This is a genomic window from Arthrobacter globiformis, from assembly GCF_030817195.1.
GTDB classification, from domain to species: domain Bacteria; phylum Actinomycetota; class Actinomycetes; order Actinomycetales; family Micrococcaceae; genus Arthrobacter; species Arthrobacter globiformis_D.
Genome location: NZ_JAUSYZ010000002.1, coordinates 94,251 through 110,177 on the forward strand (window position 1 = coordinate 94,251; position 15,927 = coordinate 110,177).

General features: G+C 60.1%; 17 protein-coding genes and 1 pseudogene. 5 read left to right on the forward strand and 13 right to left on the reverse strand.

Annotated features, from left to right (window positions below):
* Window positions 1-488 precede the first annotated feature (488 nt).
* From QF036_RS24265 to QF036_RS24310, 10 genes and pseudogenes are all read right to left on the reverse strand, one after another.
* Window positions 489-1,136 carry a DsbA family protein gene (locus QF036_RS24265; RefSeq protein ID WP_307106227.1) on the reverse strand — a complete coding sequence of 216 codons (648 nt, stop codon included), beginning with the start codon at window positions 1,134-1,136 and terminating at the stop codon, window positions 489-491.
* 109 nt (window positions 1,137-1,245) lie between these two features.
* Window positions 1,246-1,704: a cupin domain-containing protein gene (locus QF036_RS24270; RefSeq protein ID WP_307106228.1), complete on the reverse strand. Its 459-nt coding sequence runs from the start codon at window positions 1,702-1,704 to the stop codon at window positions 1,246-1,248.
* A gap of 39 nt (window positions 1,705-1,743) precedes the next feature.
* A complete protein-coding gene (locus QF036_RS24275) occupies window positions 1,744-2,514 on the reverse strand; it encodes an SDR family NAD(P)-dependent oxidoreductase (RefSeq protein ID WP_307106230.1) in 771 nt (256 codons plus the stop codon).
* 34 nt (window positions 2,515-2,548) lie between these two features.
* On the reverse strand, window positions 2,549-3,304 hold the full coding sequence (locus tag QF036_RS24280) for an SDR family NAD(P)-dependent oxidoreductase (RefSeq protein WP_307106232.1): 756 nt from the start codon (window positions 3,302-3,304) through the stop codon (window positions 2,549-2,551).
* A 237-nt stretch (window positions 3,305-3,541) separates the two neighbouring features.
* A pseudogene (locus tag QF036_RS24285) lies at window positions 3,542-4,384 on the reverse strand (carbon-nitrogen hydrolase family protein); the annotation flags it as partial.
* 41 nt (window positions 4,385-4,425) lie between these two features.
* The gene (locus QF036_RS24290) at window positions 4,426-5,448 is read right to left on the reverse strand and encodes an ABC transporter permease (RefSeq protein ID WP_307106235.1); all 1,023 of its coding nucleotides are present in this window, start codon (window positions 5,446-5,448) and stop codon (window positions 4,426-4,428) included.
* Window positions 5,445-6,470, reverse strand: a complete 1,026-nt coding sequence (locus QF036_RS24295; protein ID WP_307106238.1) for an ABC transporter permease — start codon at window positions 6,468-6,470, stop codon at window positions 5,445-5,447. The genes QF036_RS24290 and QF036_RS24295 overlap by 4 nt, the downstream gene beginning before the upstream one ends.
* Window positions 6,460-7,995 carry a sugar ABC transporter ATP-binding protein gene (locus QF036_RS24300; RefSeq protein ID WP_307106240.1) on the reverse strand — a complete coding sequence of 512 codons (1,536 nt, stop codon included), beginning with the start codon at window positions 7,993-7,995 and terminating at the stop codon, window positions 6,460-6,462. The genes QF036_RS24295 and QF036_RS24300 overlap by 11 nt, the downstream gene beginning before the upstream one ends.
* A gap of 66 nt (window positions 7,996-8,061) precedes the next feature.
* Entirely contained in the window at window positions 8,062-9,171 is a 1,110-nt protein-coding gene (locus QF036_RS24305) for a substrate-binding domain-containing protein (protein ID WP_307106242.1), read from the reverse strand.
* A gap of 161 nt (window positions 9,172-9,332) precedes the next feature.
* Entirely contained in the window at window positions 9,333-9,962 is a 630-nt protein-coding gene (locus QF036_RS24310; protein WP_307106244.1) for an NAD(P)-dependent oxidoreductase, read from the reverse strand.
* A 241-nt stretch (window positions 9,963-10,203) separates the two neighbouring features.
* On the opposite strand from QF036_RS24310, the gene QF036_RS24315 reads away from it, so the two are divergent.
* From QF036_RS24315 to QF036_RS24330, 4 genes are all read left to right on the forward strand, one after another.
* Window positions 10,204-11,124 (forward strand): sugar phosphate isomerase/epimerase family protein, encoded by a 921-nt coding sequence (locus QF036_RS24315; RefSeq protein ID WP_307106526.1) that lies wholly within the window; start codon window positions 10,204-10,206, stop codon window positions 11,122-11,124.
* Between the two features lie 53 nt (window positions 11,125-11,177).
* A complete protein-coding gene (locus tag QF036_RS24320) occupies window positions 11,178-11,822 on the forward strand; it encodes a GntR family transcriptional regulator (protein ID WP_307106527.1) in 645 nt (214 codons plus the stop codon).
* Window positions 11,823-11,964: 142 nt separating this feature from the next.
* Window positions 11,965-12,225: a hypothetical protein gene (locus tag QF036_RS24325; RefSeq protein WP_307106245.1), complete on the forward strand. Its 261-nt coding sequence runs from the start codon at window positions 11,965-11,967 to the stop codon at window positions 12,223-12,225.
* Window positions 12,222-12,467: a DUF202 domain-containing protein gene (locus tag QF036_RS24330; protein WP_307106247.1), complete on the forward strand. Its 246-nt coding sequence runs from the start codon at window positions 12,222-12,224 to the stop codon at window positions 12,465-12,467. The genes QF036_RS24325 and QF036_RS24330 overlap by 4 nt, the downstream gene beginning before the upstream one ends.
* 238 nt (window positions 12,468-12,705) lie before the next feature.
* On the opposite strand, the gene QF036_RS24335 is transcribed toward QF036_RS24330, so the two are convergent.
* From QF036_RS24335 to QF036_RS24345, 3 genes are all read right to left on the reverse strand, one after another.
* Window positions 12,706-13,242 carry a hypothetical protein gene (locus QF036_RS24335; protein WP_307106248.1) on the reverse strand — a complete coding sequence of 179 codons (537 nt, stop codon included), beginning with the start codon at window positions 13,240-13,242 and terminating at the stop codon, window positions 12,706-12,708.
* A 587-nt stretch (window positions 13,243-13,829) separates the two neighbouring features.
* Window positions 13,830-14,090 (reverse strand): GlsB/YeaQ/YmgE family stress response membrane protein, encoded by a 261-nt coding sequence (locus QF036_RS24340; RefSeq protein ID WP_307106250.1) that lies wholly within the window; start codon window positions 14,088-14,090, stop codon window positions 13,830-13,832.
* Window positions 14,091-15,178: 1,088 nt separating this feature from the next.
* Entirely contained in the window at window positions 15,179-15,586 is a 408-nt protein-coding gene (locus QF036_RS24345; RefSeq protein ID WP_307106251.1) for a hypothetical protein, read from the reverse strand.
* A 21-nt stretch (window positions 15,587-15,607) separates the two neighbouring features.
* On the opposite strand from QF036_RS24345, the gene QF036_RS25420 reads away from it, so the two are divergent.
* Window positions 15,608-15,916, forward strand: a complete 309-nt coding sequence (locus QF036_RS25420) for an ACT domain-containing protein (RefSeq protein WP_373460330.1) — start codon at window positions 15,608-15,610, stop codon at window positions 15,914-15,916.
* The last annotated feature ends 11 nt before the right edge of the window (window positions 15,917-15,927 follow it).

Sequence of the window (15,927 nt, forward strand, 5' to 3'; positions counted from 1 at the left end):
CCGGCCGTTGGCCAAATTGCTTGCACGAATTTTTGGGTCGGGACAAGAAGTGTTTGATGAATCCACTCGAGTTTGTAAAGGCACGGCTTTCGACGTCCTGGAAAGGATGAGGACATTCGGATCAAGCAACGGGTGCAACACCAAAGCCGGCAAAATGTGCACATCGGACTGCGTCCGATTCCGGCAGGAAAAATTGCACCTTCGCCTGCAGTACGTGTGAAAGGGTGATGAGGGCGCGGACGCCCTCAGATGAGGAACCGCCGGCCAAGCCAAAAAGCGAGTAGACGCGCGAGTGTGGCAACCGCCGTCGGCTCATTAGTGCAACTTGCATTGGTGTCATTGGGTCGGGCATCGCGGAGAGCTTGCTTCGCTCAGTCCCACGAGTTGGACCAGGCCACCCAAAAGTGAGTGAGCTCGAAAGCCCAAAATTCGGACGGCTTGCCTGAGAGCCCGGAGAGTTGCGGGAGCTGCCGGACCCACCGTGTCACTCAGGCATCGTGTGAGACGTGGCTTTTTTGTTTAGCGCTACCAAACATAACTTCTTTGGCCAGTTGTTTAAGGCGTTCCCCCGAGGACGCCGGGCCTCCAATGCGGTAAGTCCCGTCGGCAGCATGGGCAAGCAGCGTAGGGTAGGCGTGGATGCCGAGCTGGCGCACTTCCTGCTGTTCAGCGACGGCCTTCTGGCGCGTCTGGGAATCGTAAAAACTGCTTACGACCTTTGAACTGTCCAGGCCATGATCCTGCGCAATCTCAATGTAGGTAGAAACATCGCTTAAGTCCTGGCCGTACTTGTAGAACGCGGTTTGCATCGCATGCGCCATTTGAAGGTCATCACCCCCGGAGTCTTTGAGCGCAACGAGGCCGACGGCGGCGGCATCAGAATTCATAATGAAGTCGCCGTCTTCCAGGAGCTTGACGTAGGGATCTCCGAAGAGTGCACCGGTCAACTGGGCGATCCTTGCATTCGCGTTTGGTATATGCGGGTAATCCCGCAGGGCCGCAATCGCTGAAGCGGGAAAGAGGCCACCACTGATGACACGGAGTTCCACCCACTCTTCTGCAGCCAATTCCGTGACGGCTGGTGCAAAACCGTAGCACCAGCCGCAGTACGCGTCGAAAACGTACGTGAACCTCACCTGGACGCACCTCCAACTATCAGCCGATGGTGTCTTTCCAGGAAAAGGAACCGCGGTTTCAGCTTGGAGTTCAAAGCCTGGGCATCCTTGCCGGAAGTTTGATTCTTCATTACTCGGCCGGCTCCACTGAAGGGAGCTCACATGGAATGAAACGCTCTCCAGGCTTCTGGAAGCTGGTGGCGAATGCAAGGCAGTGGATGCGCTCGGTTCCTGTGGCGCGGATGGTGTGACGTGCATTTCGATCGATTTTGATGAGATCCCCAGGGCGAACGTGGGCCGCCTCCATCTCGATCTGCATGACTCCTTCGCCGCTGAGTACGTAGTAGAACTCGTAGGTGTCGTGATAGTGGGGCTCCAGTTGAGCTCCAGGATCGACTGTGAACTCCCCGATGAAGTCCAGGAAGGACCCAGGCAGTTCTGTTTCCTTCCGCATGCTGCCTTCCGGCACCAGCCAAGTGATACCAACACCGTGGACTATCTCGTTCTCGCCAGCATCAGCGCGCGTGACAAACGTGCCCGTCTGCTCCTTTAGCTGGCTTTGGGTGCTTTTGGCAGTGTTGTCGCTCATTACAGTGGCCTTTCTGATAAGCCCGCAGGCTATTGGTGGTTAGAAGCTAGTGCTCAGGGCACCATCGACGTCGAGGATCTCGCCGGTTACGTACGACATATCGTCGGAGACGAGGGCCAGGGCTACTGTTGCGATTTCATGCGACGTTGCGTACCGGTGTACCGGGATCTTCGCTTCGAGCCCCCTGCGGGTGCTGTCCGGATCGGTGGGCGAAACTGCCGCATGAAAGACGTCATTCATGGGCGTATCAATAAGCCCGGGTGCGATCGCATTGACTCTTACGCCATGTTCGGCTGCTTCGAGTGCAGCCACTTGCGTCAGCGCATGCACTGCTGCCTTTGAGGCACAGTAGGCGCCGTAATTGGGAACACCTCGATTGCCAAGGATCGATCCCGTGTTGACGACAGCTCCTTGCCGGCGGGGGATCATGTGCCGCAGTACGTGCTTCATGACGTGGAATGCTCCGAGGGTATTGATGTTGATGACCTTGAGGACCTCCTCGGTGCCCAGTTCGGTGATCGACTTCATTGGCGCACCAATTCCCGCGTTGTTCAGGCACGCGTCGATGGATCCGAAACGGTCCACCCCACGGGCGACAGCTTCCTGGACGGAGTCCTCATCGCTGACGTCAACGGCAATGGTGAGTATGCGATCCGCAGGAAGGTCGTGCGCGAGCGTTTTCAGGCGCTCTTCGGCAAGGTCCAGGGCAACGACGTTGTACCCCCGCTCAATTGCGGCTACGACGGCGGCTTGCCCCACCCCTCCTGCTGCACCAGTGATGAGGATGGTGTGCGACTGTTTTCCGGTCATTTAATGTCACTTTCGCATTGAGTTGTGTCCAGGACTAAACGGCGGAGAATCCACCATCAACGACAACTTCGGAACCGGTCATAAAGGATGACTCATCAGAAGCCAGGAAGAGTACCGCAGAGGAGACCTCTTCCGGTTCGGCGGCCCGCTCCATGACGGTGGTTCCGAGGATTTCCTTCGCGATGGCTGGATCGCCGGTGAGAACTGGCGCGGTCATCGGAGTGCTGATCACACCGGGGAAAACGGCATTAACCCGGATGCCATAGGTGTGAAGCTCGGTGGCTGCGGCCCGGCTGAAGGCTCGCACCGCGCCCTTCGAAGCAGAGTAGGCGATCGCGTCGGGTGCTCCTACCAGGGCGTAGAGCGACGAGATATTGACGATTGACCCACCCCCGGCGAGCTTCATGGCTGGCAGGATGTGTTTGCACCCGAGGAATACGCTTTTCGCGTTCACCGCCATGTGCCAGTCCCAGAGTGTTTCGTCCGTTTTCTCCAGCATGGCGAGCGTAAGTACCCCCGCGTTGTTCACCAGGACGTCGACCCGTCCGAACTGCTCGATTGAAGCCTCCACCACCCTGGACCAGTCTTCTCCGCTGGCAACGTCGTGCTGATGAAAGACTGCGATTCCTCCCCTGTCCAGAATCAGTTGGGCAGTCTCTCGACCCTGTCCCTCGTTGAGGTCGGTCACGATGACGGCGGCTCCTTCCTTGGCAAGGAGTTGCGCGTGTGCGCGCCCCATTCCCTGACCAGCGCCGGTGACCAGAACTACCTTTTCCTGCATGCGCCCCATAGATGCTCCTCTCGGCTTTTTCTGTATTGACTAGAGTTGGCGTTCCCCGAGCGCATCCACCATCTCCTCGTCGGGCATGGCATCGTCAAGGGCCGGCTGGTCCAGTTCGCCGTTCGTGGTCGCACCAAAGTACTGAACAGGCCGCCGGCGTGAGGGGTTGAACAGGAGTCTGGTCACATCGGGCCGGGCGTAGTGTCCTGCTGGGTCGGCCGCTGCCTTCGCGATAGAGATAAGGCTCAGGTCCAATTCTGCATAAAGGATGCCTTCTTCGTCCTCCGGCAGCGGTGTGGCAAGGTCTGAACCGTCGGGCCCGAATATCCGGCTGGCGCCCCCTCCGGGGAGGAGCAGTTCCTTCTTAGCGGGGGTGTCGGCCAGCATCTCGATAATGTCTTGGGAAATGGGCATCCAGGACGCGAGCACAAAGCAGCCTCCCTCTGCGGCGTACATGCGCGAGGCTGCGGTATTCAGCTCAGCCCCAAGAGCGTACGCGTGGTTGCCGTACAGCGAGGCACTTGGCCAGCTGGCGACGTGGATCTGTTCGTTCTGGCTGTACATAGCGAACTTGTTCAGCGGCTGGAAGTGTTCCCAACAGGACAGGGCGCCGAGGCGGCCGAGTTCGGTGTCGTGGACGGCCAGGTCGCTGCCATCGCCTTCCCCGAATACGGTGCGTTCGACGTGGGTCGGCTTGAGTTTGCGGCGGGCGGCGATGAGTTTGCCGCGGTTGTCGATCAGCATTTGGCCGATGTACAGGCTTGCTGCGTCGCGTTCGCTGTAGCCAAGCACGACGTGAATGTCGTTATCGCGTGCAGCGCGGCGAATTTTCAGGTCGTGCTCGCTTCCTACTACCAGCGAGTTGTCCACGTACCGCTGAACCCACTGGAAGGCCCATGCCTGGGAATCCAACCAGGACCAGTAGGGGTAGCCGGGGATCCACGTTTCAGGGAACGCGATCAGCTTTGCGCCGTTGCGGGCTGCTTCTTCGATCAGGTCGATGGTCTTGTTAACCGTTGCATCGATGTCAAGGTAGGCCGGCGTTGCCTGCACGGCCGCTGCGGTGAATTTGGGGTAGGTGATGCTCATAAGAATGTCCTTTATACGAAATGTCGTGGGTGGGTTTGTTCTTACTGTCGGAGGCTCTTCTCGCGTCCGTAAAGCAGCACTAGGACGAGGAAGATGAGTCCGTACAAGACCTGCCGCCACGCAGGAGAGAGATCGAGGGCGGTAAGGAATGCCGTCAACACCGTTAGCAGGAGTGCGCCCGCCGTAGTGCCCCAGAAGCTGCCTACACCTCCGGCGAGCAGCGTTCCACCGACTACGACGGCGGCGATGCTCAGCAACGTGTATTGATTGCCGATGGACAAACTGACGGACCCGGCATAACCGGTCAGGACGACGCCGCCAATGCCGCCAGCGAAGCCAGCCAGTCCGTAGGTAAGAATGACAACGGATTTCACGTCCATCCCTGACCACCGCGCGGCAGCGCGGTTGGAGCCGGTCGCGAAAAGGCTCTTCCCAAACTTGGTACGGTTCATTCCAGCCCAAACCGCGATGGCTAGTATGACCAGGGCGTAGGTCACGGCCGGCAGCCCCAGGAGTACAGGCTGGCGCACGAAAGCAACGAGTTCCGGCGAGGGGCCGCCGCTGGGACTGCCGTTCGTCAGCACGAGTGAGAGCCCGGCGAGGACACCGCTGATGGCGAGGGTGACGATGAGCGGAGGAAGCTTCAAAACAACGATTCCGGCGCCATTGGCGAGCCCCACAATTGCGCTGGCGGCGACAGCTGCAACGATGCCGAAGGCCGTGTTTCCCGACGTACTGTTGATCACCGCGGCCGTAATGACGGCGGAGAGGGTGAGAACCGCCCCCACTGACAAGTCCAGTCCCTCACCGCCGGAGATAACAACCAGTGTCTGGCCGAGGCTTATCAGGGCCAGGAGAGTCGCGATAGTGAGAATCGAGACGGCCTGTCCAGGGCTGGTGAAACCGGGGGCAAAGATGCCGCCTACCAAGAACAGCGCCACAGCAACTACGAGAGCTAGACCGGGGGCACCGAAACGGCGGAAGAGCAGATCTCGGACTGCGGCCTTGCGCGCCACTACTGGGACAGCAGGCTGCTCGACCGTCTGAGGAGTTGCCTGGGTCATTGGAGGGCTTCTTTCCGGAGGGCTTTTCGCGCTGCCACCGCACCGAGATACAGCCGCAGGCTGTTGAGCGACAAGGCGATGAGGATTGCAACGCCGTAGGCCAGTTGCTGCCAGGAAGGCGGGATGGAAGCTATCGAGATCATGGTCTGGAGTAATCCGAGACTCAGGGCGGCAAAAACGGTTCCAAGAAGGCCACCTTGGCCACCGGACAAGCTGGTTCCTCCGACAATCGCAGCGACAACAGCCGGAAGGACGAGCGTCAGTCCGGCCGTCGGATCTGCCGTTCCTGTCGTAAGGACAAGGGCCATCGCGGCGAAGGCAGCGAATACGCCTGCAAGTATGAAGGCGGCCGACCGTACCCGTCTCACGGGCACGGCGCTTGAATAGGCCGTCTGAGGGGAAGCGCCAGTGGCATACAAGAAGTCACGAAAGCGCGTCCGCATTACCCAGCCCCAGACGAGCAAGATCACTACTGTGATGAGGATTGTGTTGGAAATGAAGAGGTTGTCCGCGTTGAAGGCGAGGACGAGATCGAGGGGAACCTCTCCCCCGGGAGCCGGTTGAATCACCAGTGCAAGACCGCCGAACACGAAACTGCTGCCGAAGGTGGCAATGATCGGTTGTAGGCGGAAGAAGGCGATCGCAACTGCGTTAGCCGCGCCGCCCGCGGCCCCAACCAAAAGCACCAAAAGAGCGCCGGCAAGAACATCTCCCGGGCTGGAATCAGCCTTGACGACCTGGACAGCGACGGCGCTGCAGAGGCAGGCCAGAGCGCCGATGGAGAGGTCGATGCCGCCGGAGATCAGGACGATTGTCTGCCCCAGAGCGAGAAGGATCAATGGCAGGGATGTTCGGATGGTGCCGTTGAACGCGAAGAGCGACGTTGACCCAGGCGCGAAGATCAAATACACGACGAGCAGCACCGCCAGGAGCAGGGCAGAAAGTGCCCAGGCGGGGACTTCCCGTCTGGATCGTTGGCGAACCGGGCGTGGGAAGGTGGAAAGTATTGTGCTACCGGACATCGATGTTTCCTTCTTCCTCGCTGTGGCGGATCCCCATGGATGCGGACACAAGGGCCTGTTTGGTTAAGTGGCGTCCCTTCAGTTCCGCCACCACCCCGCCGTCGTGGAACACCAGCACCCGATCGGCCAGGTCGAGCAGCTCTTCGTCCTCACTGGAGTAGAGGAGGATTGCAGTACCTTGACGCCTGAGCTCCCGCAGTGTGACGTAGATCTGCTGCTTCGTCATCACGTCGACGCCCTTAGTGGGATCGTCAAGAATCAGAACTGACGGTTCGTTGACCAAGGCGCGCGCCAGGAGCACTTTCTGCGCGTTGCCGCCACTGAGCGACGACAGGGGGTGATCCAGGCTCGCTCGCTTCACTCCGAGCTTGTCAGCAAAGCCTGTCGCTGTTGACGACACCGTACGGGCCCGCAGAACCGGCCCAAAACGTGACCAAGCAGTCGCAAGCAGGTTTTCCTGAATCGACCTCTGGCTAAAGGCGAGTTCCTTCCGGTCGCCACCTACATAGTGGACGCCCGCACGCATGGCATCACCGGGCGAACGGAACTTCGTGGGCTGCTTTTCGATTTCGAGATCGCCGCTGAGGCTTTGGTGCCCGCCGCCGATCGCCCGCAGCAACGCGCTTTGTCCCTGCCGCTGAAGGCCGCCGAACCCCAGGATCTCTCCACGCCGGAGCTGGAGGGTTGTACTGGTAATGCCCTTCGCTGAGAAGTCTCGCAAGGCCAGTACCGGCTCGCCGGTCCGCGCTGAGGCTTCCGCTGTTCCTGTTGGAACACCACCAGCTTCGGAATGCCCCGTCATAGCACTGACCACGGCTTCCCGAGTGACATCTTGAGTCGAGCACGCCAAAACGGTCCGGCCCCCGCGTATAACGCAAACTTCGTGGGAAATCGTGAAGACCTCCTCCATTCGGTGGGAGACAAAGATGATTCCCATGCCAGCGGAGCCCCACTCGCGCATCAGCTCGAACAGCCGGGACACCTGGGATCGGTCGAGTGTGGAGGTTGCTTCGTCGAGAATGAGCAATTTCGGCTGGCGGGCAATCGCCTTCAGGATTTCCACGAGCTGGCACTCGTCCGGGGACAGCTCGGACACCCGAGTTTGGGGTCCCACATTTTCCCGGCTGACATCCGCGAAAAGCTCAAGAAGCGGCTTTGTCGCGGCATCCTGGCGCTTGGAAAGGCTCCCCCGGGTCTTCGGGAGGTTGGGCTGGGCACCCAGCCAGATGTTCTGTGCCACGGTCATGCTGGGCACAAGGCTCAGTTCCTGTGCCACGGCGACCACACCCAGTTTTTGCGCCACCATAGGGGAACGGGGCACGAATGGTTCGGAGGCGAACTCGATATGCCCCTCGTTGGCAGACGCGGCACCTGTGAGAATCTTGGTCAGTGTGCTCTTTCCAGAGCCGTTGGCCCCAAGCAGCGCAACTACCTGCCCCTCGTTGACACTGATGTCAACGGAATCGAGCGCGCGCGTAGCGCCGTAGTCCTTCCGGATTCCCTGAGCGGTCAACAATTCGTTCATTAGTCTCTCCTCGGATGGGAGCTCCGGTGCCGGCACTTCCTGGTGCCGGCACCTCCAATTCGGCTCCTAGCGGAACCAGAGGCTCAGAGCCTGGTCCTGCGTGATGTTGTTGACGTCTACGTTGTTCGCGTCAGGGACGTCCTTGACGAGGTCTACGTACTTGTCAAAGTTTTCCGCGGTGATTTCGCCGCGGGGCAGCGTGATCTTGTTGTCCTTGAGGTTCTTGCCCTGCAGCAGACCCATGGCCACGTGGACGCCGGCCTGACCTTGGGCGGCGGGCTGGATGAGGTTGCCCACAAAGAACTTGAAATCGGGGTGTTCGGTCTTGACCTTGGCTGCAAGTCGTAACCATCCGGCAGTCGCTTCACCGTTGATCGGCGGGAGGGGGTTCGTCCCGGCTGAGACGAACGACTGGAGCACGCCGTAGGCTACGCCCCCGCCGGTGGACCACACTCCGTCCGGCTTGTTGCCGGACGCCAACCATGAGGAAGTTACCTGGACTGCTGTGGCGGTGTCCCAGTTACCGTTCAGGGTAGCTGCCAGTTTTACGTTCGGGTTCTCCTTCAGCGCGGCGGTAACAGCATCAATTCCCATCTGGTTTGCGGGAACCCCTGCTATACCGTCAACCCGCAGGAGCGAGCCTTTTCCGCCCATCTGCTTCATCACCCAGTCTGCGTCGGCTCTGAAGTTGCCTGGGAAGTCCACGGAAACCTGCGCCGCCTGGGGGTCGTCAACGGAGTTGTCGACCGCAACAACCTTGATCCCCCGCTGCTCGGCCTGAGCAAGGATGGGCTTCAGTGCCGTGTCCGAGCTCGGATCAATAATGATGGCATTGACGCCACGATTAATCAGGTTCTGCACCTGGCGGACCTGCCCCTGCGAGTCCGTGTCAGCATTCTCGATCACCAAAGGATTGAGCGTGCCTTTGTCGATGTACTCCTGCGCTGTTTTCTGGATTGAGTCCATCAGCTGGACCCGCACAGCCTGAGAGAGGGTGGCGTTGGAAACTCCGATTGTGTACTTTTGGCCTCCGCCGCCAGTCGAGCTAGGCTGGCCCGAACCGCCGCAGCCGGTGAGGCTAAGAGCAGCCACGGCAACGGCAGCAGTAACGGCGACGCGTGCATTTCGCGCCCTGGCTGCTTGTCCCAGGTTCAATAGTTTTTTGAACTTCAGCATTGGATGTCCAATCCGTTCTGTTGCTCGTCTTTGAGCAGTTATTAGGCTTGAGCTTGCGTTTGAAGGGGCGGCGAAATGCCGACCAACGTCCGGCTGGGGACGCCGATGGTAAGGATTGGGTGGATGGTGCCCACGCGTCTTCGCCGGGGCACCATCCCCAACTAAAGTCCGACGGCGAAACGCTGGCGGTGGTGGCGCGGTGATTCGATCTCGTCCGCAAAGGCAAGCGCGTAATCCTCACCGGAGATGTTGGAGCTGCCTTCTGAGTCCTTGACCAGGGTGTCCAGCTGTGTCCGGTAGGAACCTGTGGGCTCCACGGCGGGAGCGTGCGCGCCGAAAGCAGCTGTCGGGCTCACGTAGAACCAGTCGATCGGCGTATCGGAAGTGCGAAGGAACTCCAACGCCTCCCCTTGAGCAGTCGCTTCGGCCTTGTACACTTCCGGGAAATTCGGATTGTCGATAACCCGAGGGCCGCCTTCGGTCACCTGGAGGCTACCGGCTCCGCCAGCCACTCCAAGACGAACGTCTACGCCCGAATCCAAGATGCTCGTGAGAGCGCGAATGAGCTTGTTCTCATTGTCACCAAATGCCTTGATGGCGATGATCGCGACGTCAGGATTGATCTCCGCGAGGGCATCTTTCACCTCAACCGGATCGGTGACATCAATCTTCACGACCCCATCGCCGCCACTGCGGCTGGCGCGAACAATGTCATGCCCGCGCTTCTCCAGCTCTCCGGCGACGTGGCCGCCGGTGTAGCCAGTGGCACCAAAAATAAGAACTTTTGCCATTTGAAATTCCTTCCAGTGAAGTCTGTAAGCGACCGGCACGTCCTGTGGTGCCGATCACGATTTAATGATCATAAATGATTTCTGATGCGATGCAAGAGGCAGGCTAGGACCAATCAGCAACTGCAAGGTCAACGGGAAGAGCCAATCATTTGGGGGAATCCGCGATTCGCCTGCCCCTTCCATGGACGGTGAGAGATGATATCGTTTACGATTTAGAAGGACGAAAGGGATTCTGGTGGAGATGCAGGAAGGGGTCGTTGTGCCGTCCCTACTGGCTACGTCCTGGACTTCGGCGGGTAACGCACGTCCGGAAGTCGATGGAGGCCGCAGTCCATTGGCATTGACCGACCGCGTGACCGCGCTCTCTGAGGCTGGATGGAAAGGGATCGGTCTCCTGTACGCGGATGTCGCAGCCTACTTACAGAACTCAAACAGCCTGACATCCCTAGGTGCACTGCTGAAAGACAATGGCATCGAGCGGCTTGAACTCGAATTCGTTACGGACTGGTGGGCTGAAGGGGAACGCCGCAGAGCCTCGGATGAGGTCAAACGCATGCTTTTCGAGGCTGCGGCCGAGCTGGATGTTCCCCACATAAAGGTTCTACCCAACTTCAGCGGGGACGGGGTAAACAAAGCTGAGTTCTACAGGTCGTTCGCTGCCCTCGCCGACGAAGCTGCGAGCTTCGGGACGAAAATCGCCATAGAGAACTTGCCCTTCGCCACTCACATGCAGACTCTGCGTGAAACCCTGGACCTAGTCCAAGCCGTGGATCATCCCGCAGCGGGGTTAGTCCTCGATATATGGCATCTACGCCGCACCGGGACCACTGACGACGCAATAAGCACCATTCGAGCGGACAAGATCTTCATTGTTGAACTCGACGACGCCGCTAAGCAACCGACGGGCCGACTGTACGACGACACCATGGACAGGCGCCTCTTGCCTGGCGACGGCCACTTGGACGTGCCAGGGTTCATCAACGCCATCGAAACTGCCGGCTACGAGGGCTATTGGGGAGTCGAGATAATTTCGGATGCCCACCGACAGCGACCTCTTCGTGGCGCTGTCGCTTCGGCGTTCGAGTCCACTATGCGATGCTTTGAAGAAGCGCGTGCACGCCACGTTGCAGGTTCAACTGATACCCCGGGAAAGCTAGTGTGAATACAAAAACAAGCCAAGCAGGCTCAAACGGAGCTTCAGCCTCAAAGTCAGAGGTGGTTTACACGGCCCTGCGGTACCGTATTTTGCACGGTACGTACAGGGAAGGACACCGACTGGTGTTCGATCGGCTCGCCCGAGAATTCGACGTTAGCCCATTCCCTGTGCGTGAAGCAGTCCGTCGACTAGAAGCAGAAGGCCTGATCCAATTCACCCCTAACGTCGGGGCCGAAGTTGCCAGATTCGATGCCACGCAGTACGACGATGCGATCGAGGCATTGGCATACCTAGAAGGAGTATGCACGGCACTCGCCGCCCCACGCCTAACCCGCGCAGACGTCATGGAAGCCCGCCGCATCAACGATGAAATGGATGCCGTCCGGGCCGCATTCGATACACGCATCTTCTCGGGGCTCAATGACCGGTTTCACGAAATCATCTTTCGGAACTGCCCCAACAGACGGCTTGTAGATTTGATGAACACAGAGCACGAGAGGGTTCAGCTGATCTGCCAGTCGCTCTTCACGCTGAACCCGGGACGCGCCGTCGATTCCATCCGAGAACACAAAACGCTCTTGGATCTGATCGAAATGGGCGCAACTGCGCCCACGATTGAAGCGGCAGCCCGGGAGCACCGCCTCAACACCATGGCAGGCTTCAACCCTTACGGCACTGACACGCCAGAACGCGTCAGTTCTTAGCCTGCCCAATTAGGGCCGGGCTTTGGGCTGGAACTGACGGGCGATCATTTTTGCCTTCCTACCGTAGGCACTCTATCTCGACCGGGCCGATCTCGGTCAGCACCGTCTTTGGCCTGGTGCCGTTGCGCATGTTGGCTGCGAGATGGCGATCCTCGCCGGCGCAGTCGCCGTCGACCAACTGACCCCACAAATCGCCCCGTCCCCGGTCCGGATCTTCCTGTGTCTCGTGCTCGCAGTCGTCGGCTCAACCCTGGCCCTGGAAGCCTACCGGCGCTGGTCCCTGCAGGAACAAGCCATGCGCCAAAAACAGGAACTCCCCCACGCCTGGCTCCTGATGGCCATGACCGTCGTCGTCGCCCCTGCCGGCGCCATCGTTGCTATCCTCATCCTCCTCGTCCGGTGACAACCAAGGACCCAGGCCTGCAGCCAGAACGGACGGCACTCGCATGGAGGCGCACCTTCCTGGCGATGATCGTCTCCGACTTCTTCATCTGGCGCGCCTGGGCAACGTCCCTCGGCAATATCCAAAGCTCCTCCCTCGGCCTCGGAATCGAAGCTGCCGTTGCTGCCTCCGCCACCGCTGTCCTAGGTGTACTGCCCAGGGACGTTGGTTGGGTGAATGTGATGACTCGCTGGAGTTGTTGACTCATGGGTGAGGACCTCCGGTTGCACAGTGGAGTTGCTTAGACAACCGCTGAAGCGACCAGGAGGTCCTCAATGTCCAACGAGAAGGTCTTAGATTCCAACCTGACGTTTCCGCACCTGAGCAAGCGTAGTTAGTACTGGGAACCCATGTCTGGGAGGGTTCGCAGCTCCCGCTAATCCGCTTACGTCGCTCAGGGGCACGGGTGAACTCAGTTGATTGCTGTGCTGGCCTGAGGGTTCACCGGGAGGGCACGGGCGTCGGGCTCTGCATTGTTCCGTGATCGGCAAGGTGTAGCAGCTCGCGGTCGCCCAGCGGCTTATCCAGGGTGACGGTGCTCACGGGGGTGTTCAGGGGCCCGTTACAAGGCGTTGCAGATCCGTTCTGGTAGATGGGGACAAGGGCGACGGCCGTGGAGGTTTCGGCTTTGAGGATTCCCTTGGCAGTCGCGCAGGGTCCCCCTTGGGAGTACTGGATCACCAGCTTCGTGCGGTCGTGGTTGATGTCCATTAGCCGCCAGTCGCCGATGGTGTCGATGCCCTCTTCGTAGGATGTGGCGACCAGCGGCTGCGTTGGGGTTATGTTGCCAACCAGACCCGCTGGCCGAAGGGGGTCGGGAGTGCCTTGGTTCCAGAGGTCGGCCGGGATATTTCCTGGCAGTGATGCACTGACCGATGCGGATGGCGCGGGAGGTTCCGAAGTGCAGCCTGCGGCGGCCAACGCCATCACAGCACTCACCGCCGACACCGCCAGCGGGCGGGGAACTGCTAACGTCATCACTGACCACGGAAGCATGCCCATACCTGAAGCCTGTTGCTGCTGCCGGCTTTCTGCCGGCAGGTCACCTTTTCATCCTAACCACACTCCGAACCAGACGTACCCCTTCATCGCAGCAGCCGTGGGACAGCTGGATCCCCCGGATATGATCGGTTGTATGGCCAGCCCGCAGAGTTCCTAGGTCCCATCCTGGAAGGGATGACCTGGTCGGGTTCGGGGATTCCTCTGCTCATCACCGGTTACGTCCTGCGCAGGCGCCGCTGTCATTCGACCAGCACGACTGCCGAGGTCTTCGACGCCGGCAGGTACACGGGTTTCCGTTGGTCCGACAGCACTAACACTCCGCACCTGTCCCTCCACGCCCCGGCAGGGAGCCGGGGCCGTGGACACCGGCGCCCAGGGCGAGCTTCATTACGACCAGTGTCACCCCTCCCGGTGGAGCCTGGGCCTACCCCGGCACGACAACACCATCAGCATGCTGGGACTGATCCTCACCGGGGTCGGGGTCGCCTGCACGGTTGCCGGTTTCGTCCTGCTGATGTTCTCACCTGGTCAGTCCCTTCCCATCTTTGGCAGCGGCGGGGAAGTTACCGCACTGACTTACGCCGGCCAGCAATACCCTCAGCAACACCGATCAACGCAACGGCTGCTATGACGGCGACAATGAAACCAAGAAAGTTCAGCTCGAAGATATCCCCGGTCCCCAACAGACTTGCAATCACGCCGCCGATGACAGAGCCTGCCAACCCCAGCAGCAGAGTCGCAACGATACTGAGGTTCTGTTTACCAGGTTTGATCAACCGTGCAAGTGCACCAATCACAAGCCCGGCAATGATGAATCCGATCACGGTAGTACACCTTTCATTTCGGGCCTGGCGTTAACGGGCCGAGGATCCTCATCCTAAACCTGCACGCCTTCCTTGGCTTGTTCAATGCAGCCCATCTCACTGAGCGGCGTCATACGCCTCGCGCAGCCAGGAGGCGACTTCTAAATCGATGGCGCTTGCGTCGGGGAGTTCAAGATGGTGCGTCCAAACCAGGGCTAACGGATGCGCGACTAGTCTGAACCTTGGTGACTGCACTTTCCGGGGAAGGGCGATTGTAAGTACTGCCGGCAATCTGAGAGTGCAGGTATTGGCCCGGGCACCACAGGTAGGCGAACCCGCGTCGCCGGCGAAAGCTGATTTCCTTCTCTGACTCCCGTTCCTCCACCGCCCCGAGTGTCGCTATTAGAGTGGCCACAGCCTCGTGGATGGCTGGTCCGTGGGCTGAAGGACCTCAAGTATTCAGCAGCGGTGGTCTGCTGGCAGTGCGAGGCGGTGTGCTCGCCTCGCCTCCGAAACAGCACCCTTTTCGTCAAGTACAGCAATCGTCACCTCATCGTCCCGGTAAGCATGGGGGGCGCGGCAGGAAGCCATTCCGTTCAGCGGGCTGCCACCCGTCGGATAGAACGGAGCTGCGAGCTCGTTGAGGGCCACACTTATCCCATGAGCCCGGTTCTTCTGTGCTGGCGTGTGGCTGAGCGCCAGGTCGGTGGATGACCCGCTCTTATAGAGAGTACTCCCGTCTGATTTCTGCCGGGCTGCTATTCCTCGAAGGCGCCCTTGACCTCATCGCCACCCTGCTTCCATTCCAAAATGGAGCCCCTCGGCCCGTTCCCAAGGTCCACGAGTATACGTTTGCCTTACCTCAAGCGAGGGACAGAAGGAATGAAAGCACGAACCCGGCCGCGGTGCTCAGAGCCAAGCCTCAAACGGACGGACAGACAACCCGCACCACGAAACAAAGGTGAGGGTGCGCTCACCCTGCCCGGTCGTCCACGGCTAAAAAACCCTTAACAAACGTTAGGGAATCTCATCGCATTTGAGTGTGTAGTAGCTGCTTGACGCCGCGGCACACTGAGACTGAACGACGCGGCGCCGAGCGGTGTCGAGGGTCAGCGGGTGCCGCTAGGAAAGAGCTGCCGGACCACGGTTTCGATGGCTTGACGACCCAGTGCCAGGAACGCGTCGCGTTCCGGACCGGCGGGCACTAGGTCGCCCTGCCCCGCCCATGAGGTAGCCAACTGGCTCACGAACACCAGCATGTCTGTTGGATCCCAGTTCTTGTTGAGGACACCGGACTCCTGCGCTTGCCGCAGCTGCGCGATCTTGCCCGCGACGATCAGTCGGAACGGGTCTTCATCTGCGCTCGCCAACATCTCGAGTTGGCCCCACTGCCAGAGACGCAGCCGCTCGCCCAGCGCGCCGACGTCGTTTTTTCGCTGCCGGCTGGCCAGGCCGCCGCTGCGCTGTCCGTTCTGCGCGAGCGGCAGGCGGACCTCGATTTTGAGGGCCTGCAGCACAACGAGCTGGCGGGCAAGGTGATGCTGTCCGGGCTCGGCATGAGGTCAGCTCCCGCTGTTTTCTCCACGTTTTTCGGTGCACTGTCAAAGGCCCGGGTGGACCTTGACCTCATCGAAATCTCAGAAACCGGCATCGGGGCAGTGACCAGGGCTGATCAGCTAGAGAGTGCAGTCCGGGCAGTTCGGTCAGCCTTCGGCCTCAGCACGGACGGAGCGGCGAAGACATCAGGAGTAGCCCGTCTGGCTGGTGCCCGGGGCCCGCGCCCGGGCACCGCCGGCCATCCCCACCCGTCACGGAGCGCGCCGGCCACGCTGACACGGCGAACGTAGAGCCGCGCGCC